Annotated in this window: 19 protein-coding genes and 1 riboswitch; of the genes, 4 read left to right on the top strand and 15 right to left on the bottom strand. The window is 58.9% G+C overall.

All coding sequences use genetic code 11. From position 1 onward, the window contains the following. Positions 1-2 precede the first annotated feature (2 nt). The 4 genes from AB5Y99_RS19930 to AB5Y99_RS19915 all read right to left on the bottom strand — a co-directional run bounded on the left by AB5Y99_RS19930 (position 3) and on the right by AB5Y99_RS19915 (position 1,957). Entirely contained in the window at positions 3-470 is a 468-nt protein-coding gene (locus AB5Y99_RS19930) for a threonine/serine exporter family protein (RefSeq protein ID WP_026035076.1), read from the bottom strand. Further along, complete coding sequence (locus AB5Y99_RS19925; protein ID WP_005335209.1) at positions 467-592, bottom strand: hypothetical protein; 126 nt, start codon at positions 590-592, stop codon at positions 467-469. The genes AB5Y99_RS19930 and AB5Y99_RS19925 overlap by 4 nt, the downstream gene beginning before the upstream one ends. Continuing rightward, positions 589-1,386: a threonine/serine exporter family protein gene (locus tag AB5Y99_RS19920; protein WP_005348133.1), complete on the bottom strand. Its 798-nt coding sequence runs from the start codon at positions 1,384-1,386 to the stop codon at positions 589-591. Before AB5Y99_RS19920 ends, AB5Y99_RS19925 begins: the two co-directional genes overlap by 4 nt. A gap of 235 nt (positions 1,387-1,621) precedes the next feature. Further along, a complete protein-coding gene (locus tag AB5Y99_RS19915) occupies positions 1,622-1,957 on the bottom strand; it encodes a DUF3135 domain-containing protein (RefSeq protein ID WP_368210674.1) in 336 nt (111 codons plus the stop codon). 393 nt (positions 1,958-2,350) lie between these two features. Here AB5Y99_RS19915 and mog point away from each other — a divergent pair, with 393 nt between their 5' ends. Continuing rightward, on the top strand, positions 2,351-2,881 hold the full coding sequence (gene mog, locus AB5Y99_RS19910; protein ID WP_368210671.1) for a molybdopterin adenylyltransferase: 531 nt from the start codon (positions 2,351-2,353) through the stop codon (positions 2,879-2,881). 83 nt (positions 2,882-2,964) lie between these two features. On the opposite strand, the gene AB5Y99_RS19905 is transcribed toward mog, so the two are convergent. The 6 genes from AB5Y99_RS19905 to trmB all read right to left on the bottom strand — a co-directional run bounded on the left by AB5Y99_RS19905 (position 2,965) and on the right by trmB (position 7,409). Then, the gene (locus AB5Y99_RS19905; RefSeq protein ID WP_368210670.1) at positions 2,965-3,366 is read right to left on the bottom strand and encodes a DUF2541 domain-containing protein; all 402 of its coding nucleotides are present in this window, start codon (positions 3,364-3,366) and stop codon (positions 2,965-2,967) included. 167 nt (positions 3,367-3,533) lie between these two features. Then, positions 3,534-3,743 carry a YgdI/YgdR family lipoprotein gene (locus AB5Y99_RS19900; protein WP_005335219.1) on the bottom strand — a complete coding sequence of 70 codons (210 nt, stop codon included), beginning with the start codon at positions 3,741-3,743 and terminating at the stop codon, positions 3,534-3,536. A 203-nt stretch (positions 3,744-3,946) separates the two neighbouring features. Further along, the gene (locus AB5Y99_RS19895) at positions 3,947-5,242 is read right to left on the bottom strand and encodes a sulfurtransferase (RefSeq protein WP_139436781.1); all 1,296 of its coding nucleotides are present in this window, start codon (positions 5,240-5,242) and stop codon (positions 3,947-3,949) included. 29 nt (positions 5,243-5,271) lie between these two features. Next, positions 5,272-6,192 carry a glutaminase B gene (gene glsB, locus AB5Y99_RS19890; RefSeq protein ID WP_005348151.1) on the bottom strand — a complete coding sequence of 307 codons (921 nt, stop codon included), beginning with the start codon at positions 6,190-6,192 and terminating at the stop codon, positions 5,272-5,274. 122 nt (positions 6,193-6,314) lie between these two features. Beyond that, positions 6,315-6,647 (bottom strand): YggL family protein, encoded by a 333-nt coding sequence (locus tag AB5Y99_RS19885; protein ID WP_005348158.1) that lies wholly within the window; start codon positions 6,645-6,647, stop codon positions 6,315-6,317. Positions 6,648-6,695: 48 nt separating this feature from the next. Further along, the gene (trmB, locus tag AB5Y99_RS19880; protein ID WP_144714313.1) at positions 6,696-7,409 is read right to left on the bottom strand and encodes a tRNA (guanosine(46)-N7)-methyltransferase TrmB; all 714 of its coding nucleotides are present in this window, start codon (positions 7,407-7,409) and stop codon (positions 6,696-6,698) included. A gap of 349 nt (positions 7,410-7,758) precedes the next feature. On the opposite strand from trmB, the gene AB5Y99_RS19875 reads away from it, so the two are divergent. Then, on the top strand, positions 7,759-8,940 hold the full coding sequence (locus AB5Y99_RS19875) for a PLP-dependent aminotransferase family protein (protein ID WP_368210668.1): 1,182 nt from the start codon (positions 7,759-7,761) through the stop codon (positions 8,938-8,940). Positions 8,941-9,014: 74 nt separating this feature from the next. On the opposite strand, the gene AB5Y99_RS19870 is transcribed toward AB5Y99_RS19875, so the two are convergent. Continuing rightward, positions 9,015-10,544, bottom strand: coding sequence for an EAL domain-containing protein (locus AB5Y99_RS19870; protein ID WP_368210823.1), 1,530 nt, complete (start codon positions 10,542-10,544; stop codon positions 9,015-9,017). Between the two features lie 253 nt (positions 10,545-10,797). Between AB5Y99_RS19870 and AB5Y99_RS19865 the strand changes: the two genes are divergently transcribed. Further along, positions 10,798-11,703, top strand: coding sequence for a TIGR01777 family oxidoreductase (locus tag AB5Y99_RS19865; RefSeq protein WP_368210665.1), 906 nt, complete (start codon positions 10,798-10,800; stop codon positions 11,701-11,703). 127 nt (positions 11,704-11,830) lie between these two features. Here AB5Y99_RS19865 and AB5Y99_RS19860 read toward each other — a convergent pair whose 3' ends face one another. Next, positions 11,831-14,278 carry an ABC transporter permease gene (locus tag AB5Y99_RS19860; RefSeq protein ID WP_368210663.1) on the bottom strand — a complete coding sequence of 816 codons (2,448 nt, stop codon included), beginning with the start codon at positions 14,276-14,278 and terminating at the stop codon, positions 11,831-11,833. A 36-nt stretch (positions 14,279-14,314) separates the two neighbouring features. Beyond that, entirely contained in the window at positions 14,315-15,010 is a 696-nt protein-coding gene (locus AB5Y99_RS19855; RefSeq protein WP_368175640.1) for an ABC transporter ATP-binding protein, read from the bottom strand. A 56-nt stretch (positions 15,011-15,066) separates the two neighbouring features. Here AB5Y99_RS19855 and AB5Y99_RS19850 point away from each other — a divergent pair, with 56 nt between their 5' ends. Next, a complete protein-coding gene (locus AB5Y99_RS19850; protein ID WP_201988184.1) occupies positions 15,067-15,678 on the top strand; it encodes an arylesterase in 612 nt (203 codons plus the stop codon). A 182-nt stretch (positions 15,679-15,860) separates the two neighbouring features. On the opposite strand, the gene AB5Y99_RS19845 is transcribed toward AB5Y99_RS19850, so the two are convergent. Together AB5Y99_RS19845 and AB5Y99_RS19840 are read right to left on the bottom strand one after the other, a co-directional pair. Next, positions 15,861-16,805 (bottom strand): chemotaxis protein CheV, encoded by a 945-nt coding sequence (locus tag AB5Y99_RS19845; protein ID WP_005335238.1) that lies wholly within the window; start codon positions 16,803-16,805, stop codon positions 15,861-15,863. A gap of 139 nt (positions 16,806-16,944) precedes the next feature. Then, the gene (locus tag AB5Y99_RS19840) at positions 16,945-19,941 is read right to left on the bottom strand and encodes a glycosyl hydrolase family 18 protein (protein WP_368210821.1); all 2,997 of its coding nucleotides are present in this window, start codon (positions 19,939-19,941) and stop codon (positions 16,945-16,947) included. A gap of 148 nt (positions 19,942-20,089) precedes the next feature. Further along, a riboswitch (cyclic di-GMP riboswitch) is annotated at positions 20,090-20,172 on the bottom strand. Positions 20,173-20,422: the final 250 nt, after the last annotated feature.

Raw genomic sequence — 20,422 nt, 5'->3', positions numbered from 1 at the left:
TGTCAGATTATGGGGCGGTTACGGTACACGACCAGAGAGGGGATCGCCAAACCGAAACTGAGGGCACCGACGATAAACAGCGCCTTGAGGCCGTTCTCCACCGCACTCTGGATCAACTCCATGGTCACACCGTTGATGTTGAGCTCCACCACCGCGATCATGGTCTTGAACGCATAGCTGCCCGGGATCATCGGAATGATGGAGGCAACGCTGAACACCGGACGCGGTGCCAGCAGACGGCGAGACCAGTAGACGCAGACAAAGCCGACCGTGGTCGCCGCCGCCAGCGTCGCCCACTCGATGGGCATACCATAGTGGATCAGCAAGGTACGCAGGCTGTGGGCCAGCGCGCCGCCCATGGCGCAATACTTCAGCATCCGTGGTGGCACGTTGAACAGCATGGCAAACCCCACCGCCGGGATGGAGGACCAGAAGGCATCCTTGGCCAGTAGCCAGAGCAAATCCATCATACTTTCCACCCCCAGATCCCCGTGACCGACATGGCGAGAATGATGCCGGTATTGATCCGTGCGCTGATGGTGAGCAGGGCAACCCCGTTCCCGCTGGCCGATACAGAGTCGACAGCCTTCATACCTTCCACCCCCAGATCCCGGTGACCGACATGGCCAAAATGATACCTATGGCGGCGCTAATGGTCAGCAGGGTCGCAGTCCCCCAGCGGGCCAGCCCCATGTTGAAGTAGCCCTTCACCATGTCTGAGACCGCATTGATCAGCGGAAAGCCCGGCACCAGCAGCAGCACGCTGGCCGCCATGGCGAGATAAGGCTGGTCACCCCAGTTGAAGAAGGTGGCGCTGGAGGAGAGCAGGGTGGCAATAAAGCCGGTGGCGGCAAAGTTGATGAGCGGGCTATGGTGATGGCGGGCCATCAGCTGGCGCACCCGCATCGCCACGGCAGACGAGAAACAGGTCACCAGGAAGATGGGCCAGTCACCGCCAAACAGCAGGCTAAAGGCACCACAGGAGAGCCCCACCATGGGGACCACCAGCCAGGGGTGATAGTGGAAGGGGACGATGGCCTCAAGCCGCTGGCGCACTTCACGGGCACCGATCAGCTCTTTCTCCGCCATGATGCAGATCCGCTGGATCTCGCACACCACCTGCATGTTGATGCCATGTTCACGCACCCGCCGGGTTGTAGTAACACAGCCCCCCTGATAGAGGCTGGTGAGCACGATGGCACTGGAAGAGATGGCCATTTCGACACTCTCCAGCCCCAGTGCCATCCCCAACCGCACCGTGGTCTGCTCGATGATCCGGCTCTCCGCCCCGAACTGGGCCAACATCTGACCCACCTTGACGATAATGCGGGTGATTTCTGTCTGTTGCTCCCGCGACAACACCCGTCTTGGTGTGATACTTCTCATAATCCCTTCGAGTCGTAGCAATAAAAATTTCGGCCATATTAGCCTAACTTTTACTGTTATTCATCCACCCCTATCACAACCTGACTAATTAGTTATTACAAGAAAGAGAAAAGAGGTTACATCACAAATACATTACGACTAACATTAAAAACCATAACAATCAGGTCGCCAGCGATTCCCTTTATTATGGCCTCACTGATTTGGCTGAAATATCAACCAAGGGGGTTATTGCAGATTATTTGCGACGTTGATAGTCCGCCAGATGGATTATTTTACCACTGCCATCGCTTTCAGGCGGAGGGTCCCCCTCTTCCCTGAACTGGCTCATTTCGCTGCGCATCAAATAAAAAGATTCCCGCATCATGTTGGTAATCCGGATACAGCTATCAAGATTGTTTTTCGCCAGACGGCGCTGACTATCAATCTTGAACTGCAACCCGCGCAGACGGCGCTGCTGATCGGGGCTCGCTCGGGCCATCAACTGGTCGATCTGCTGCTCCAGAATCGCATCCAGCCGGGAGGGCTCACTCGCAGCCAACTCCTTCAGGGTGTCAAAATCAGGCAACTCCATATGCCCTCCTTGGTGACTATTGCTGGCAACACACTGCGGTACCACACCATCACGTCCCAGCCATATAAATCTGTATATACGACGCGGCTAAAAAGGGTTCAATCCATCCACTGGGGACCAAACCGGACAATGGTCACTACGAGGGTGTCTATCTATTTTAATTGTGTTTGGAAACAAGCGATTGTTTTTAATTCATGCGAGATAAAACACTTATACATTTTAGGTTGTGATTTTCTGTTTTTTATTGCAAATAAAAATCCGGGTGGCCTTATTTTGCTTCATTCGACACTTTATTCTTCCCTCACCGACCCGCGGTATCTCCTGACGGTTTAACATATCTCACTGATTATGTTATTTTAATTGCCACTTTTATCGGACATTCAAGAGCAGACCATGAGCAAGGCAAAAATCGGTATCGTCACCGTCAGCGATCGCGCCAGCGCGGGCATCTATGAAGACCTCTCCGGCAAGGCCATCATCGACACCCTGAACGCCTATCTGACCTCGGAGTGGGAACCTGTCTATCAGGTGATCCCCGATGAGCAGGATCAGATTGAAGCGACCCTGATCCGGCTGGCGGATGGGGAGCAGTGTTGTCTCATCGTCACCACAGGCGGCACCGGCCCGGCCAAGCGGGATGTCACGCCGGAAGCGACCGAGGCCGTATGTGATCGCATGATGCCGGGCTTTGGCGAGCTAATGCGGGCCGAATCCCTCAAATTTGTGCCGACCGCCATTCTGTCGCGCCAGACTGCCGGACTGCGCGACGATACCCTGATCGTCAATCTGCCGGGCAAGCCCAAATCAATCCGCGAATGTCTGGATGCAGTATTCCCCGCCATCCCCTACTGTATCGATTTGATGGAAGGGCCGTATCTTGAGTGCGATGAAACTGTCATCAAGCCGTTTCGGCCGAAAAAATAGCGAACCCGACCATAAAAAATAATGGCGAGCCACGGCTCGCCATTATTTTTAACTCATCTGTCTGCGCAGAAAAACCACATCAATTATTTGCGGCCGAATACTTTTATGCCCGCTTTGCTGCGCTCTGAATTACCGTACACTTCGATTTTTTTCACACAACGGCGCGAGCCCAGTGATTTCCACTCGGTCTCTTTATCACTGCTCATTTCCCGATCGAAACGAATGGTCTTGGTACGATCACCACCATAGGTCACCACCACCCGATCCAGGGTCAAATCACGCTCCGCCTTCACCTTGATATATTTGGTCTGACGGCAAACCACCAAAGGAATTGTCGCACCATGATCACCGGCTCCCAGTAAAATAGTCCGCCCCAGCGTGAACTGATCGTCACCGGCATGGCTGGCTGACGCCACCACCAGCAAGGCACCACCCAGCAAGCTGCGTGCAGAAAAACGGGAATTCCAGATAGACATCAAGGACATAACACCTCCAATAAAAAATGGAGTGTGATGATAAGGGTTAAACCATAACGGAAGCTGTATCACAGCTGAATTTGCGGCGAATGTGCGGGGATAAACAGAGAAAACAGCGCGACTTTTCGGCAAAAAGAGAAGAGCCGCAGATAGCGGCCCTTGCGGCAAGAGAGCGCTTAGCGCTCCATGATTTGGGTCACGTCATCTTTCTTGATCATTACCTCGCGCCCTTCATGATCGTAATAGCGATACATGCCGGTGCTCTCGTCCAGCTTGGGTTTGCTCTCTGTGGTGATCATCTTGCCATCCTTGGTGCTCATGATGTATTGGGAGCTGCATGCCACCAGCCCCAGGGCGCACACCAGGATCATCATCAGTTTTTTCATTGCGGCCTCTTCTGCGATCATCCTCACCACGAGGATGTTTCTTGAAGCCTAGTTCAATCGCACGGCACGGGATGGCGCGATGAGCAAAGCGGGATCGCCGTCAATAATCAGCGACTTAGCCTAGTTATCTGGCCGGGTGGCGAGCGCAATGAAAAAGGCCGGACATCTCTGTCCGGCCTCTTCTTTTCAGCGCAAGAACGCAATCATGACTTGGCAGGCTGACGCTCACCGGTCACGGTCGGGTTCTTGGGATCGGAACTCCACTCGTACCAACCGCCGTCGTAGACGCTGATCTGTTTCCAGTCCATCAGCCAGGCGTAGAAGAAAGCCTCGGAGGCGCGCCAGCCGGTACCGCAGTAAAAGGCGGCCTGCTGGGTTGGCTCGATATTCCACTGGTCCCACATGGCGAGGATCTCGCGGGCCGGCTTCATGGTGCCGTCCGGGTTGTGGAAGTCGCTCATACTGTTGGCATCCACCCCGCCGTGACCCCACTTGGCCCCCGGGATATCGCCCTTCGGCTTGATGTAGCTGTAACCTGAGGTGTTGCCGACAAACTCGTCCCAGGTACGCACGCTGACCAGTGCGCTATCGGGCTGCTTGAGCAGCTCTTTTGCCTGACTTAACGTGGTGTAGTACTCGGGGTGAGCGGGAATGGCCACACCAAACTCCTTAACCGGCTCATATTTGTTGGGCAGACCGGTTTCGGTGCGCAGATGCTGGATAAACCAGGCATCCAGACCACCGTCCAGCAGGCGTACATCTTTCACCCCCGCATACATCATCAGGTGCGCGGCACGGGCAGCCGCCATGGTGTTTCGACCATAGAGGATGACGGTGGTGTCGTGACGGATGCCGTTATCCAGCAGCAGCTTCTTGAGCGCTTCGTCAGAGACCTTGTTCCACAGCGGCTCCTCTTCGAGGCTGTTGGTATCGATATAACCGGCCCCCGGGATGTGGCTGATGAGGTAGGCCTTGGGTGAACCCCAATCCACTTCAAACAGCTTCCAGTCACCCTTGGGCGCAGCGGCAACCGGCTTGCCCTCTTGCAGATCCGCCAACCAGCGCGGATAGACCAGCTGCTGCCAGCGTGCCAGCGACTCGCGCGGTGCAGCTTGCCACCCTTGCAGCTCGAACAGCTGCTTGATCCCCTGCTTGCGCAGCAGACGGGCCACCTCAGCCACTTCGCGGGACGCACCGTAGAGGGCAACCGGACGCTCAGCCTTCAGCCCCTTGATCTCGAGCGCCTTTGGCCACTCTTCATCGCTGTATTTCCACTCGGCAGAGAGGTTCTCGGCGCCCGCCACATGGCCGCCCTGCTTCTCCCCTTCCATCGGCCACCCTTGATAGAAGTAGCTGGCGCGGGTATCCAGGATGACAGCCTGTTTGGCCTTGGCATCGGCCAGCGAGAGCGGTGGCAACTCCCCTGCCACGGCGGGCAGGGCACACCAGAGCAGTAAGGTCGCCAGCGCGGCCTGCAGGAAGCGAAGATGTCGTTTCATGGTGATTTCTCGATTCATAGTGAACAAGGTTAAAAAATGGAGCGACCCAGCCGTTCGGCCAGCAGTTCCAGCGCCGCCGTGCCCGCCAGCGAGTTACCGGCCTTGTTGAGCTCGGGCGACCAGACACAGACGCAGAGCTCGCCCGGGATCAGGGCGATGATACCGCCGCCGACACCCGATTTGCCCGGCATGCCGACCCGATAGGCAAAATCGCCCGCCTCATCATAGAGGCCGCAGGTGGCGAGCAGGGCGTTTACTTGCTTGGTGGTGCGGGCGGGCAGCAGCGGCACGCTCTCACCCAGTGGCACACCACGGTTGGCCAGATAGATGAATGCCCGCGCCAGATCGACGCAGCTCATGCGGATGGCACAGGCATTGAAGTAGCTTTGCAGCACCTTGTCCACTTCGTTTTCGAAGTTGCCATAGGCCTTCATCAGATAGGCGATGGCGGCGTTGCGGGCAGAGTGCTGATATTCGGAGCGGGCGACGACCTGATCCGCCATGATGGCCGGATTGCCGGAAAGGCGGCGCACAAGCTCGAGGGTACGCTGACGCGGCGCAGTGAGGCGGGTCTCCAGCAGATCGCTCACTACCAGCGCCCCGGCATTGATAAAGGGGTTGCGGGGGATCCCCTGCTCGAACTCGAGCTGAACCAGCGAGTTGAAGGGCTGGCCGGAGGGCTCCTTGCCAACCCGGGCCCAGATCTCCTCCTCCTGATAGAGAGTGAGTGCCAGGGTCAGGCTCAGGGCCTTGGAGATACTCTGGATGGAGAAGGGTTCAAAAGCGTCACCGGCGGTGAACAGCTCCCCCTCGACGGTACAGACTGCAATACCAAGCCGATCGGCCGGTACCTGAGCCAGTGCCGGAATGTAGTCGGCCACCTTGCCTTGTCCCAGCAACGGGCGCACCTCTTCAAGGATGCTGGCCAGTAATTCGGATGACAACACCATAAGCAATAAGCGATTCCATGACTAAAACAGCGGTGGAGATCCCATCCCCACTGACAAAAATCCCGCCAGCGGCGGGATTTTTCAGTTACCCACAACAAGGCGCCAGATGCGGCAGCCTTGTATCAGGCCGGTTCACCGTACCAGAGGTCGAACAACTCGGTAACGACCACGGCTTCCATCCCCTTGCCTTCCAGCCAGGATTTGACGGCGGCGCGGTCTTCTTCGGTACACTTGCCCAGTTGCTGGGTGCAGATCATCCCTTCCCAGGCCAGGTGACCGGAGCCGGCAAAAGCCAGTTTACGGGGTTCAACAACCTCATCGATCATCGCATCGACTACCGCATCGATGGTCTCTTCGGCAGTGCCGACCGGGAAGTTGAAACTGATGTCGAAACCCATTTCCTGGAATTCATCGACGCGCAGTTTCTTGCGCAGGCGGCGGCTACGATTGGCCATGATAGCTCCTCAAGTTAGTTGATACGCTAGGTGTGTTGACGTGCCAGCTTAGCTGACACGCTTGAAAATCAGATCCCAAACCCCGTGGCCGAGACGGTGGCCACGTTGTTCAAATTTGGTCAGCGGACGCCAGTCCGGACGAGGCACCCAGTTGCCGGTGGCAGAGGTGTTCTCGTAACCCTCGGCGGCGCTCATCACTTCCAGCATGTGCTCGGCATAGTTTTCCCAGTCGGTCGCCATGTGGAACATGCCACCGATGGCCAGCTTCTGGCGAATGTCCTGGGCAAATGCAGGCTGTACGATGCGACGCTTGTGGTGACGGCTCTTGTGCCAGGGATCCGGGAAGAAGAGCTGCAGGCAGGAGAGTGAACCGTTCGGGATCATGTGCTCCAGCACCTCGACCGCATCGTGGCAGATCACCTTCAGATTGGTGACGCCCGCTTCCTGAGCGGTACCCAGACAGGCGCCCACGCCCGGGGAGTGCACTTCGATGCCGATGAAGTTCTTCTCGGGGGCATTCTTGGCCATCTCTACCAGAGAGGCGCCCATGCCAAAGCCGATCTCCAGCACCACAGGTGCTTCACGGCCAAACAGTGCGACCAGATCGAGCTGCTTTGGCTCGAAATCGATGCCCATGACCGGCCAGAGCTCTTCCAGGGCCTTCTCCTGCCCTTTGGTCAGGCGGCCTTCGCGACGGACAAAGCTGCGGATCTTGCGCATGAACTTGCCGTCTTCGTTAAATACATCTTGGGTCACAGGCATAATGGTCTCGTTATTTCATCAATCTGGGTAATACATCTTGTGTCCGATCCCGAGCGGGACCGCTCGCGGCTCGGCATTTCATCGACCCGCGAAAACAGGGGAGCGAATTATCCCAAGATAGGCCCAAGGCGCAAGTGTTTCGCGCAACAAATATTCCGGCCATCCACTTCCCTGCCCCCTCACTGGCATCACCATACCGACTAACCGTCCAATATAATCCGCAGCAGAGTCGTTCCAGCCCTTTTTTGGCGATTTTTGTGACAATCATTGCCTCATTTCTGAAATCTGATACAAACGGATAACCTGGCGGTCGAATGGAGCGACCGCCCACATGCCGAGAGAATTGTCTATGCAGCCGTTTTTTGCCCAGCGCTTCGAGAAGGTTGAACCTTCCTTTATCCGTGAAATCCTCAAAGTTGCCGCCAATCCGGAGATCATCTCCTTCGCCGGTGGCCTGCCCAATCCCCACCTGTTTCCGGTCAAGGCGATCGATCAGGCCTGTCAGGATGTGCTGCGCGAGCAAGGGGCTGCTGCCCTGCAATATGCGGCGACCGAAGGCTTTGCCCCGCTGCGCCAATATATTGCCGACCGCTATCTGACCCGCCATGGCATGCAGGTCAATCCGGACAACATCCTCATCACCAGCGGCTCCCAGCAGGCGCTGGATCTGCTGGGCAAGGTGCTGATCGACGAGGGTCAGGATCTCATCATCGAAGAGCCGGGTTACCTTGGCGCCATTCAGGCCTTTTCTGTCTACCAGCCCACCTTCAAGCCGATCACCCTTGAAGAAGAGGGGCTGGACCTGGCGGCGCTGGATGCGCTGCTGGCAAGCGGATCCAATGCCAAACTGCTCTACGGCGTGCCCAACTTCCAGAACCCGAGCGGTGTCTCCTACAGTCGTGCCAACCGCGAGGCACTGGCGGAGCGGCTGATCAGCCACGAGCTGTTGATGGTGGAAGATGATCCCTACGGCGAGCTGCGCTTCGAAGGGGAGCATCTCCCCCCGATTGCCAAGCTGGCGCCAAACAATACCGTGCTGCTCGGCTCTTTCTCGAAAACCGTGGTGCCTGCCTTCCGTCTGGGCTGGATGGTGATGCCGGAGTGGCTGCGCAAGAAGGTGACCATCGCCAAGCAGGCGACCGATCTGCACAGCAACGCCTTCAGCCAGCAGGTGCTGCACCGCTTCCTGACCGACAACTCCCTCGACGCTCACCTGGAGAAGATCAAGGAGGTCTATGGCCGCCAGCGCGCTGCCATGGAGGCCGCTTTGGCCCGTCACTGCCCGCCCAGCGTCAGCTACACCCGACCGGAAGGGGGCATGTTCCTCTGGCTGACTCTGCCAGCCCACATCAGTGCCATGGCGCTGTTTGACGAGGCGATCAAGGAGAAGGTGGCCTTCGTACCCGGTGCCCCCTTCTACGTGCGCCCCGAGATCAAGAACACCCTGCGCCTGAGCTTCTCCTGCGTCGATGAAGCGACCATTGAAGAGGGGGTCAAACGCTTGGCCCGCGCCCTCCAGCGCATGCTCTGATCGCCCAAGCCAAACCGTACCAACAAAAAACCAGCGAGCGATCGCTGGTTTTTTTATGCTCCCCATTCAACCGTTCAGCCAAACAAGGTCTTGCAAAACTGCTTCATCGGGATGGGGCGGCTGTAACGATACCCTTGCAGATAGTCAACGTGGCGCGCCCGCAGGTAGTCCGCCTGCGACTGCTTCTCGACCCCCTCCGCGATCAGGATCAATTCAAGTCGCTTCGCCAGATCAATCACGTTTTCAACGATATGGCTGGAGAGTGCATCCGTGCCGATCATCTCTACAAAGCTCCGATCAATCTTGAGTGCATCGACCTGAAACTGTTGCAGATAGGTGAGACTGGAGTGACCGGTGCCAAAGTCATCGATAGAGATTAAGACGCCCAGTTTGCGCAGTTCGGCAAACATCTGAGCGGTTGTCTCATCAGCTACCAGCAGTTCACGCTCGGTCAGCTCCAGCCCCAAATCAACGGGATTGTCCTTAAACGCGTCAAGAAACGCCTTGCAGTCAGCCAACAGGTCGAGATCCTGAAAGTGTTTGGCGCTGATATTGAAGCAAAAATGAAACTTTGCCGGCAGCTTGTGGGTATAAGGGGAGAAGTGGTCGCGCACCTGCGCCATCAACAGGCTGGTCATGGGCACGATCAACCCGCTATCTTCCGCCAGCGGAATAAAGCGATCCGGCGAGATCATCCCCTGCTTGGGATGCTGCCAGCGCATCAGCACCTCACAGCCACGCCACTGCTCATCCTCACCGGAGACCACCGGCTGCAGATAGGGGATAAACTCCTCTTCGATCAACGCCCGCTTGAGCTCTTCCGCTGGTGAGCTGCTACGCCCCATTAGCCTGAAGGTGCCGAATCCAATCAGCAGCGCCAGCAGCGGAGAGAGGAACAAGGTATATCTGGAGTAACGCCATGCGTGGCTCCAGTAGTCATGCACCGTGACCCTGGTGACGACCTGGTAGGGGAAATCGGCCGAAGCGAGGGCAATATAACCCTCTTCTGTCGGAGAAGGTGCCGCCCCGACCTGACCTGAGCCAAACAGAGCCCTCTGCCCCACCACGAGAGCCATCGGGGAGTTCTTGCTGGAGATCTCCAGGGTATTGCGCAGGTAGTAGCCATCTACACCGATCAGCACACTTCCCTTGTCCGTTTCATGACGCAGCACGATCAACGGGCGATCCGGTGTGACCTCATTGCCAGGCAGCAGTTGCAGCCTGCCATCCACATAACTGTCAGGATTGAAGGGGCCATCGTAGTCACCATAGAGCGAGGTGCAGTAGATGTGGCTGCCGACAGCCAGATTGGCGGAACGGACATCGGGCACAGTGGCCACCTGTTCGCGCAGCAGTTGTGCCGCCTCCTTGCAGGAGTGACCAAGCATCCCCTCCACATTGATGGCCGCTTGCCGGGCATGGCCGATGGTGCGATCAAACATCATCCGGGCATGCTGCAACCGTGAATCGGCATCACGCTCTATCTCCGTCACCGTCTGCCAGATAACGGCAACAACCCCCAGCAGCAGGATCCCGCCCCCCATCAGCAGCGCCAACAGAATCCTCGAGTAAAGCTGGCGAAGTTTCAAACGACGAAATGGCATGGCGGCCTCTTTGATGCTCGGATGATGGGTGACAGCCTCGTTGGACAGGCGAAAAGGGTCGCCATAATAGCGATTGTTCAACAAATCTCCACCCAACAAAAATCAATCAATTCAAACTATTGTTGAACAATATCTGGTAAGAAAAAGATAGAGTTAAAACCAGTCTAGTGAACAACACATGCCAAGCTCGTCCACTTGTTGCAGGAGGACGACGCCATTAGAGTAGAGCAAACGGCAGCAGGAGCGTGCAGCGATGAAGATTCTTATTACCGGAGGGACCGGCTTTATCGGCCGCAAGCTGGTTGCCCATCTCAAGGTCAATCACGAGGTCGTGGTATTGAGCAGGCAGGGGAGCCGCGCTTACTCCCTGCTGGGTCACGATATCAAGGTATTGGATAACCTCGACCGGCTTGATGACCTCAATGACGTGGATGCGGTGATCAATCTGGCCGGTGAACCCATCGCTGCCGGACGCTGGAGCGAGTCGCGCAAACAGCTGCTCTGCGATAGCCGCTGGCTACTGACCGAGCAACTGGTAGATCTCATCAAGCTATCCAGCACGCCGCCCAAGGTGCTGATCAACGCCTCCGCCATCGGCTGGTATGGCAGACAGGGCACCGAAACCCTCGACGAGCAGTGCCGCTCTCCCAACGACGAGTTTACCCACCAGCTCTGCCAGCAGTGGGAGACCCTGGCGCAGGAAGCCCAGAGCCGCCAAACCCGGGTCTGTATCGTGCGGATCGGGCTGGTGCTTGGCATGGATGGCGGCGCCCTGCCCAAAATGCTCCCTCCCTACCGACTCGGACTCGGCGGCCCCATGGGATCGGGCAGCCAGATGATGAGCTGGATCCATGTGCAGGATCTGGTGCGCGCCATGCTGTTCTTGCTGGATCACGAAGAGTGCAGCGGCATCTTCAACGGCACTGCGCCCCATCCGGTCAGCAACCGGGAGTTCAGCCTGACCCTTGCCACCACGCTGCACCGTCCACACCTTTTCTTCGTCCCGGCGCCGCTGTTGCAACTAGTGATGGGGGAGGCGGCAGATCTGCTACTCACTGGACAAAAGGTGATACCAGCGCGGCTGCAACAGGCTGGTTTTCACTTCAGCTATCCCGAGCTGCCGAGTGCCCTCACCAATCTGCTGCGCGAGCCCCGCTAACTCACACCCGCTCGCTGCGTCCGCTCGTCAGCACCTCGCATAACAAGAAGCCCGGCCAATGGCCGGGCTGCTTGTTTATGGTGGCTGCGCTATTGCACCTTGTGTGCATCGGCGCGCGCTGGCGGGATTACAACAACCCCTGACCCAGCCCTCGCAGCCGATCGCTCAGGGTGCCAGCCAGCAGCTGACGCTGCATCCCCTGCCCCGCCAGCGTCACCAGCAGTGCCCCCAGTGTCGGCAGGCCGAGCCAGATAGCCCAGTGGAACTGCCACTGCCCCTCGAACCACCACCACTGCAGGCCAAAGGAGCAGAGCTCCACCACCATGGCGGCACAGAGCCCCGCCAGCGCACCACTGGCCACCAACTCCCAGCGCAGCATCTTTTTCAGCAGGTCGCTGCTGGCCCCCAAGGTGCGCATCAACAGCAGCTCGCGCCGACGCTGAGCCATGCTGGCCTGAGTCTGGGTCAGCAGCACCAAGAGCGCCGCCACTGTCACCAGCCCCAGCATCAGCGCCAGCGCCCGGCTCACCTGCTCCGATACCTGAGTGAGCCGCGCAATCAGGTCATCCACATCGATAAGGCTCACCGTGGGGTGGCGGCGAATAAGCTCCACCTCGGCAGTGCGCCCCGCCTCGGGCAGCCGGTAGCTGCCAAGCCAGGTACGGGAGAAGGGTGCCAGCAGATCCTCGGAGAAGATCATGTAGAAGTTGGGCCGCATATTGTCCCACTTGATGCTGCGCAGACTGGTGACCCTGGCGCCGAAGCTGCGCCCCTCGATGGTAAAGGCGAGCATGTCCCCCAGCTTGATATCGAGCCGCTTGGCCAACTCGCTATCCACCGACACCTCGCCGGGCCCGGCAAGCCATTTCCCGGCCACCAGCTTGTTGTCGATGGGCAGGGTTGCCGTGGTAGTGAAGTTGAGCTCCCGATCGACCCCCTCGCGGCCACTGCTGGCCCCCTCGCCCACCGCCTCACCGGCGATATGGGTCAGCCTGCCACGCACCATGGGGTAGAAGTCGGAAGTGTTGGCCCCGGCTACCGCCAGTTCGCTCAGGATCCCCTCCCGCTCGTTCTCCGCCACATTGACCAAAAAACGGTTGGGCGCATCAACCGGGAGACGGGCCGAAAACTCATCCAGCAGATCGACCCGGGCCGCCCATAACAGACCAAACAGCATCAATGCCAGCGCAAAGCCCGCCAGCTGAAACAGGCCGCTGCTGCGCTCGCGCGACAGGTGGGCCAGCGCCAGCCGCAAGGCATGAGGCCCGCTCACTCTCGCTCCCAGCCGCAACATCAGCGCCGCCAGCAGGGCCAGCAGCCCCATCAGCAAGCCCATGCCACCCACCAAACCCAGCGCCAGCCGTACATCGGCGGTAAAGCCCCAGACCAGCGCAAACAGCCCGAACAGGCCGACCGGCAGGGCCAGCCAGGGGGGAATACCCGCCTCCAGCTCCCGGCGCAATACCCGCAGCGGCGGCACCTTCAGCAGCCGCAAGAAGGGCACAAAAGCGAGCAGCAGGGTGATAAAGAGCGCCACTGCCACGCCCAGCGCAAATGGGCGCCAGGAGGGGGGCGGCAGATCCGGCGGCAGCAGGTCCCCCAGCAGTTGCAAGGTGATCCACTGCATGGCTGTGCCCGCCACCAGACCCAGCAACGCACCAATCAGCGTCAGCGACAGCAGCAGGGTTCCCATCAGTTGCCAGAGCGAACGACGAGATGCCCCCAGCGTCTTGAGCAGCGCCACCATATTGGTCTGGCGCTCGGCAAAGTGGCGCACCGCAATCCCCATCGCCAACGCCCCCAGCAACACCCCGCTTAGCGAGGCGAGCCGGAAGAAACGTTCGGCATTGGCCAGCGAGCGGCCCACTTGGGATTCGCTGTCATCCGGTTTGATCCACTTCTGTCCGGCCTGCAATTTCGGCAACAACCATTGCTCGTAACGGGCCAGCGACTCTCGCGCCCCCTTGAACAAATAGCGCCACTGCTGGCGGCTGCCGGGGAGCAGGGCACCGGTTGCCTCGATATCGGCTGTGTGGATCAGCGCACGCGGCGCCAGCAGGAAGGGGCTGAAGCCCTGATCCGGCTCCTCGCCAAGCAGGCCTGCCACCTTGAGCACCGTATTGCCCACCTCCAGCTCATCCCCCGTTTTGGCCTTGAGCAGCTGCATCACCCGGGCGGAGAGCCAGATCTCGCCGGGAGCAGGGGCACGGGCAGGTTCCAGAGTGAGTTTGCCATAGAAGGGAAAACCATCGGGCACCGCCCGAATGGAGGCAAGCTGCAACGCATCACCGTGAAACAGCATGCTGTTGAAGCTGACGGTGGTCTGCACCGCCAAGCCATCCTGTTTAGCTCGTTCCAGCCAACCATCCGGCAGAGCAGCGGCAGTACGCAGCACCCGATCCGCCCCGATAAAGTCGCGGCCCGACGCCTTGAGTCCGGCATCGAGCCGATCCGCCACCAATGCCACACTCAAGACGCACGCCACGCTAAGCGCTAGCGCCAGCACAAACCAGCGCAGCTCGCCGCTGAAACCTTCCCGGCGAAGCAGTCGCCATCCCAATCGCCACTGCATCATCCCTTGCATCTCCCGCCTGACCCGCAGCTCACCCCGTTACACCACATCATGGGCCACCTCGCGATCCAGCCGACCCGCCGTCATGACCAGTTGCCGCTGGCAGCGTTCGGCCAGCTGATGGTCATGGGTCACGACCACTAGCGTGGTGCCGTGCTTGCGATTGAGCTCAAACAGCAGCTCGATCACCTTCTCGCCGGTCTTGCTGTCGAGGTTACCGGTCGGCTCGTCCGCCAGCAGCAGACTGGGGCGGGTCATAAAAGCACGGGCGATGGCCACCCGCTGCTGCTCACCGCCGGAGAGCCGTGGCGGCAGATGGTGCAACCGCTCGCCAAGCCCGACCGCCGCCAACAGCTCGCGGGCTCTTGGTTCGCAATCACGCTCGCCGCGCAGCTCGGCGGGCAGCATCACATTCTCCAGCGCCGTCATGGTCGGGAGCAGCAGGAACGACTGGAACACAAAGCCGATCTGCTCGGCGCGCAATCGGGCCCTCCCCTCCTCATCCAGCTCGCCAAGGGATTTGCCGAGGATCTCGATATCTCCCTGACTCGGCAGATCGAGCCCGGCCAGCAGCCCCAGCAGGGTGGACTTGCCGGAGCCGGAGGCACCGACCAGGGCCACCGTCTCGCCGCTATTGACTTGCAGATCGATCCCTTCAAGGATGGTGAGGCTTTCCTGGCCGAGGCGAACCGATTTGCCGAGGCCCTTGACGACAATAATGGGGGGTGAACTCATGCTCTGTATCCTTTGTTCCAATCCCTTGATGACAATCCATAGCGGGAGTTGAATTGATGGTGCGTATTCTGTTTGCCTTGTTGGTTGGCCTCGGCAGCCTGCTCTCGTCGGCTCAGGCCCAGACCCTGCTGGTGCTGGGAGACAGCCTGAGCGCCGGCTATCAAATGCAGGTTGAGCAGAGCTGGCCCGCCCTGCTCAACCAGAAATGGCAGGAGGAGGGGGGCAAACACACTCTGCTCAATGCCAGCATCAGCGGTGAAACGACCCAGGGGGCGCTGGCCCGTCTGCCCGCTCTGCTGAAGGAGCACAAGCCGGATTGGCTGCTGATCGAACTGGGGGGCAACGATGGCCTGCGTGGCTTCGCACCGACCATTACCCGCCAAAATCTGGCCAGCATGATCGCGCTCGCCAAGGAGCAGCAGACCCGTGTGGTGTTGACCCAAATCCAGCTGCCCCGCAACTACGGTGCCCGCTATCTGCGCCAGTTCGAACAGATCTTTCCCGAGTTGGCCCAAGCTAACGATCTGCCCCTGCTGCCCTTCTTTATGGATGATATTGCGCTGCGCCCTGAACTTATGATGAACGATGGTATTCATCCCACCCCGGCGGCCCAGCCCCAAATCCGTGATAAGGTTGCCCGCTTTATGGAGCCGCTGCTCAGCCAATAAGCCCGCCGTCTATCACCAATACCCCATAACAAAATATCCCGCCAAAATCGGATGTTTTGAATGGTCGACGATCTCGGCATGGCACCTTGATTCAACCAATCCATCGCCAATACCCAGTAACAACACATCCCGCCGAAGCGGGATGTTTTGTTACTGATTTAGCATAACCGGCAGGCAGCTTCTCAGCTTTCCAGCACCTGGCGCAGCCGCTCCTGGGCCACGCCGACCAGCAAGTCGGGCTGGAATTTGGAGATAAAGCGGTCGCACCCCACCTTCTTGACCATGGCTTCGTTGAAGTTGCCGCTCAGGGAGGTGTTGAGGGTGATAAAGAGATCGGACATACGCGGATCGCTGCGCACCTCGTGGGTCAGGCGGTAGCCGTCCATCTCCGGCATTTCGGCATCGGTGATCATCAGCAGGATCTCGTCGGTCACCTTCTTGCCTGCATCGCACCACCCCTTGAGCAGGGTCAGCGCCTGCAAACCATCCTGACACTCGATCACCTCAAGCCCAAGCTGGCCCAGGGTCTCGCGCACCAGATTGCGGGCGGTGCTGGAGTCATCGACGATCAGCACTTTGCGGCCATGCATCTCGGGCAGGATCTCCCGGTCCAACACCTCTTCGGAGATGCGGATGTCATAGGTGATGATCTCCGCCAGCACCTTCTCCACATCAATGATCTCGACGATCTGATCCACTCCATCTTCGGGAATGCGGGTGATGGCGGTGAGGTAGTTGGCGCGCCCGGCGGAGCGCGGCGGTGGCAGTATATCCTTCCAGGTCATGTTGACGATATTGGCCACCTGCCCCACCAAAAAGCCCTGAATGGTGCGGTTATATTCGGTGATGATGAGGTTGGATTCACTGTCGATGGGCATGGGGCGCATACCGATGGCGCTGCGCAGGTTGATCACCGGAATCGAGGTGCCGCGGATATTGGCCACCCCGCTGATATTGTGATGGGAGCCCGGCATCTTGCTCAGATGGGGCAACTTGACCACTTCCCGTACCTTGAAGACGTTGATGGCGAACATCTGACGGGTGCCGAGACGAAACATCAACAACTCGAGGCGGTTTTCCCCCACCAGTTGAGTTCGTTGATCAACGGAATCCAATATACTCGCCATACGCTGATATCCATCTGATTATTAATCGACTCTATTATAGAGGCTGCCCGCCAGGAAAGGCAGGCGCATTTTCAACCAGAGCGACCAACCAGACAAAAAAAGTGAGGCCGAAGCCTCACTTATCTCATTGATTTTAAAATCAATAGCTACAGACAGACTTCCAGCTGCCATCGGTTGCCTTGGGCTCGCTGCTGGTCCACCAGTTCGCCTGCCACACTACCTTGTTATGGGTGATGCGATCGCCGCCATTGGCATGATCCCCCTGCGGCCAGCTCGGATAGGCCTTGTAGGCCGCCGGATTGACGTTCTGGCTGCTGCAGCTGGTGCCCGGATTCTCGCCACCACCCGAGCCCAGCACGGCCTCCGGCAAGGTCGGGAACTCGGCCTTGAGACCAATGGTCTGGCTGCCGCTGATGATGCGCATACCGCTCGGCACGCCAGCTGCGGGCAGGTAGTAGGTCATGGCGACTTCAATCTCGGCCCCCGGTGCCAGAGTCTGCCATCCCGGCAGGTTCATGGCGACCTTGTGGAAGTCCTTCTCGCCCGCAATGCCTTCCGAATTGTCGTTGCCACCGCTCTCCACCACCTTCAGGCCCATGCCACTCTGATCCGTGATGGTGTCAGAGGTGGAGGTGGGCACCAAAAACTCGATGCGCGCGCCGCCCGGAATAGTCTGGGTCGACTTGTTGACCAGCTTGAGTTTCGGGTTGATCGGATAGTTGGAGTCCCCTTCCTTGAAGCCGGAGAGGCTGACCTGGATGTCGAGCTGGGCGCTCGGCGCGGCCAGATCGTTTTGCTTGGTGTTGTACGGGGTTGCCTTGGCAAACTTCTCGTAAGCCAGGGTGGTCAGGGTACTGCCCATGCCGTACTCGTTCTTGGCCGGATCGAAGGTGTAGTCACCCGCCATCTCCCAGAACATCACGCCACCCAGACCGCGCTTGATGATGTAGTCGAGCTTGTGGCCCATGGACTCTTCATCTTCGGTTGAGAGGAACACCTTCTTCTCTTCATTCCACAGCCAGGGCGCGTGGGCCTTCTCATCGTAGTAACGCACATACTTGCCCTGCATCACGTGAGCCGGATTGTTGGGATCCAGACCCCAGGCAGTGCCATAACTCGGCAGCGTGGTGATGCCGAGGCTGGCTGCATGCTCCAGGTTTTTGGCATGCCACATGGGCACGGCGCCACCGCCGATCTCTTTGCCGTTCTTGTCCAGATCATGCCAGATGTTGTCGATGCCGACCGCCCCGTTGCCGCACGGAATGGTGCTGCCACCAGTGCCCGGCTGGCACTCGTTCTGGCTCGGCAGAGCTGCCTTGCCACCCAGCCCATGACTGCCACCGCTCACCCCCTGCCAACCGCGGGTGTAATAGGGCACGCCAACGTTGATCTTGCCAGCCGCCAGCGCACCGCGGAAGTAGTGGGCAGACCAGGCCGCGTTGAGGTAACCGATACCGCCAAACTGGGTCTGGGTATAGACGCCCCAGTGGGAGAGCTCGGGGTCGGCATTGTTGTCGAACAGGGCAGCGTTGTGACCGACAAAGTGGTTCCAGGCACCGTGGAAGTCATAGGTCATCAGGTTGACGTAATCGAGGTACTGGGTGACCTGGAAGTTCTCCATCCCGCGCAGCAGATAGGCAGAAGCCGGTGAGGCGATGGTCAGCATATACTTGCGGCCATCTTCGTTACCGGCGTTGTCGAGCCGCGCCCGCAAGGTCTTCATCAGCACCTCGTAATTGGCAAACAGCTTGGCCCGGCACTGGTTGGAGAGCGGGAAATCGTTGGGGTTGCCCGCATCCTTCATCGAGGTGGGGTATTCGTAGTCGATATCGACCCCGTCAAAACCGTACTGGCGGATAAAGCTCACCGCCGAGTCAGCCAGGGTGTTGATACCGGCAGTATTGACCGAGCAGTCACCCTTGGTAGTGGCGGTGTAGAAGCCGCGGGTATCGGCCCAGCCGCCGACCGAGATGAGGGTCTTCACGTCCGGATACTGCTTCTTGTACTTCGACAGCAAGTTGAAGTGGCCCTTGTAGGCGAATTCAGGATCCATCTCGGCACCCGGCACGCCATCCCAAGTCATCTTGGTGGCTGCATCGTCCACCTTGATGGTGTGGCTCTGCTCATCCACCGCCGCGAAGGCGTAGTTGATGTGGGTGATCTTGTTCCATGGAATATCGCTCACCAGATAGGCGGGCAGGCCGTTCTTGCCGGTGCGCCAGGAGGTGAAGTAGCCGATGACCCGGCGGGCATGGTCATCCCCCATGCACTCGTAGCCATCCGGGCGATAGATCTGGCGAATGTCACAAGAGAGGTTGCCACCGGTGGGCGGCAGCGCGGCCTCCTCGACATTGACGGTCACCGCCGCCGACTCACCGCTCAGATTGGTCTTGTCAGTGGCCACCAGCTTGAGGGCGGCACTCCCTTTGACATCCGGCGTCCAGTTCACCTGCCAGGGGGCAGTGGTATCTTCGCCCACCTTCTTGCCGTCGACATAGAGCTCGACTTTGGCCACATCGTTGTTGGCATCGGTGACGTTGCCACTCACCGCCACGCTGCGACCCAGCGTCACCTTGGCACCGCTGGCCGGGCTGCTAATGCTCACCTTGGGCGCCTCTGGCGCCACCACGGCGGCGACGTTGAAGCTGGAATCCGCCTCGCTCAGTACCTTGCCATCTTTATCCAGCGCGCGAGCTTTGAGGGTATGGGCCCCCACTCCGGCGGCGCTCCAGCTGGCACTCCAGGGCGAGGCGCTCGCCGTGGCGACCAGCGTGCCGTCAACAAGATATTCCACCCGGGCCAAGGCCGTTACCGGGCCGCTCAGGCTCACCGCCAGCACCACGTTGGCTCCTTCGTTGAAGCTGGCACCGGCAGCCGGTGAGCTGACGGCTACGCCGAGCGCAGGAGGGGGCACCTCGCCGCCATAGGGCTTCCAGGCATCTGCCCAGACCACCCCGACCCCCGGCTCATAGTGATAGGGGGATGCCCCGCACCAGCCTGAATAGGGAAATTCTTTGCACTCGTAGAGGGCTCCGACGTTGCTGACGATATCGCCAGCCTTGTAGGCAGTACCGGATTTATAGGCGGGATAAGCGGCCTGAGCCCAGGCGGGCGCAGCCGCAAGGGCGACCAGCATGGCAAGCCTGCTGGGTCTGAAGAGCTGTTGCATATTGTTATCTTCCTTGTTTTGTCTTGGCTTGGTCACCAAGGCAAAGAACAATCGCAACCTGCATGATGGGCGCAGACAACTGGCAATGGACCTGCCACAAAAACCACCCCTCACCCAGGGAAACCCCGCTATCTGGATCCACGATCGAGACCGGAAGCATTGCGCCCCGGCATCACTGCCGGTTTGCCCTTTACCTGGGTTCCGTGAGGAACGAACCCAGTATAGGAAGGCGACAAGATCCCCTCAATCTTTATTCTCAAAGAGAATTATCCCCTGCCACGAAAGCGTCATGATCACAGGGTTAAAATTGATTGAATTATCAAAAAAATCATGTCGTTACTGGGATCATAAAAACGCTTTCCCGCACCTTCCCAGATTCATTTAATGTGCGTTGGCTCACTGGTATGACATGCCAGAAATGTGACAATGCGCGCCCTTGGTCAACGAG

It is taken from the genome of Aeromonas sp. R4-2 (assembly GCF_040908295.1).
Lineage (GTDB): Bacteria > Pseudomonadota > Gammaproteobacteria > Enterobacterales > Aeromonadaceae > Aeromonas > Aeromonas veronii.
Note: the sequence above shows the minus strand (reverse complement) of the source record. Positions and strands in the feature narration are given on the sequence as shown.

Coding starts and splice junctions, on each gene's coding strand:
- AB5Y99_RS19860 (WP_368210663.1), bottom strand. CDS start 14,278: ATGATGCAGTGGCGATTGGGATGGCGACTGCTTCGCCGGGAAGGTTTC.
- mog (WP_368210671.1), top strand. CDS start 2,351: ATGAGCAAGGCAAAAATCGGTATCGTCACCGTCAGCGATCGCGCCAGC.
- AB5Y99_RS19845 (WP_005335238.1), bottom strand. CDS start 16,805: ATGGCGAGTATATTGGATTCCGTTGATCAACGAACTCAACTGGTGGGG.
- AB5Y99_RS19865 (WP_368210665.1), top strand. CDS start 10,798: ATGAAGATTCTTATTACCGGAGGGACCGGCTTTATCGGCCGCAAGCTG.
- AB5Y99_RS19885 (WP_005348158.1), bottom strand. CDS start 6,647: ATGGCCAATCGTAGCCGCCGCCTGCGCAAGAAACTGCGCGTCGATGAA.
- AB5Y99_RS19900 (WP_005335219.1), bottom strand. CDS start 3,743: ATGAAAAAACTGATGATGATCCTGGTGTGCGCCCTGGGGCTGGTGGCA.
- AB5Y99_RS19875 (WP_368210668.1), top strand. CDS start 7,759: ATGCAGCCGTTTTTTGCCCAGCGCTTCGAGAAGGTTGAACCTTCCTTT.
- AB5Y99_RS19850 (WP_201988184.1), top strand. CDS start 15,067: ATGGTGCGTATTCTGTTTGCCTTGTTGGTTGGCCTCGGCAGCCTGCTC.
- AB5Y99_RS19855 (WP_368175640.1), bottom strand. CDS start 15,010: ATGAGTTCACCCCCCATTATTGTCGTCAAGGGCCTCGGCAAATCGGTT.
- trmB (WP_144714313.1), bottom strand. CDS start 7,409: ATGCCTGTGACCCAAGATGTATTTAACGAAGACGGCAAGTTCATGCGC.
- glsB (WP_005348151.1), bottom strand. CDS start 6,192: ATGGTGTTGTCATCCGAATTACTGGCCAGCATCCTTGAAGAGGTGCGC.
- AB5Y99_RS19895 (WP_139436781.1), bottom strand. CDS start 5,242: ATGAAACGACATCTTCGCTTCCTGCAGGCCGCGCTGGCGACCTTACTG.
- AB5Y99_RS19915 (WP_368210674.1), bottom strand. CDS start 1,957: ATGGAGTTGCCTGATTTTGACACCCTGAAGGAGTTGGCTGCGAGTGAG.
- AB5Y99_RS19925 (WP_005335209.1), bottom strand. CDS start 592: ATGAAGGCTGTCGACTCTGTATCGGCCAGCGGGAACGGGGTTGCCCTG.
- AB5Y99_RS19905 (WP_368210670.1), bottom strand. CDS start 3,366: ATGTCCTTGATGTCTATCTGGAATTCCCGTTTTTCTGCACGCAGCTTG.
- AB5Y99_RS19870 (WP_368210823.1), bottom strand. CDS start 10,544: ATGCCATTTCGTCGTTTGAAACTTCGCCAGCTTTACTCGAGGATTCTG.
- AB5Y99_RS19930 (WP_026035076.1), bottom strand. CDS start 470: ATGATGGATTTGCTCTGGCTACTGGCCAAGGATGCCTTCTGGTCCTCC.
- AB5Y99_RS19920 (WP_005348133.1), bottom strand. CDS start 1,386: ATGAGAAGTATCACACCAAGACGGGTGTTGTCGCGGGAGCAACAGACA.
- AB5Y99_RS19840 (WP_368210821.1), bottom strand. CDS start 19,941: ATGCTGGTCGCCCTTGCGGCTGCGCCCGCCTGGGCTCAGGCCGCTTAT.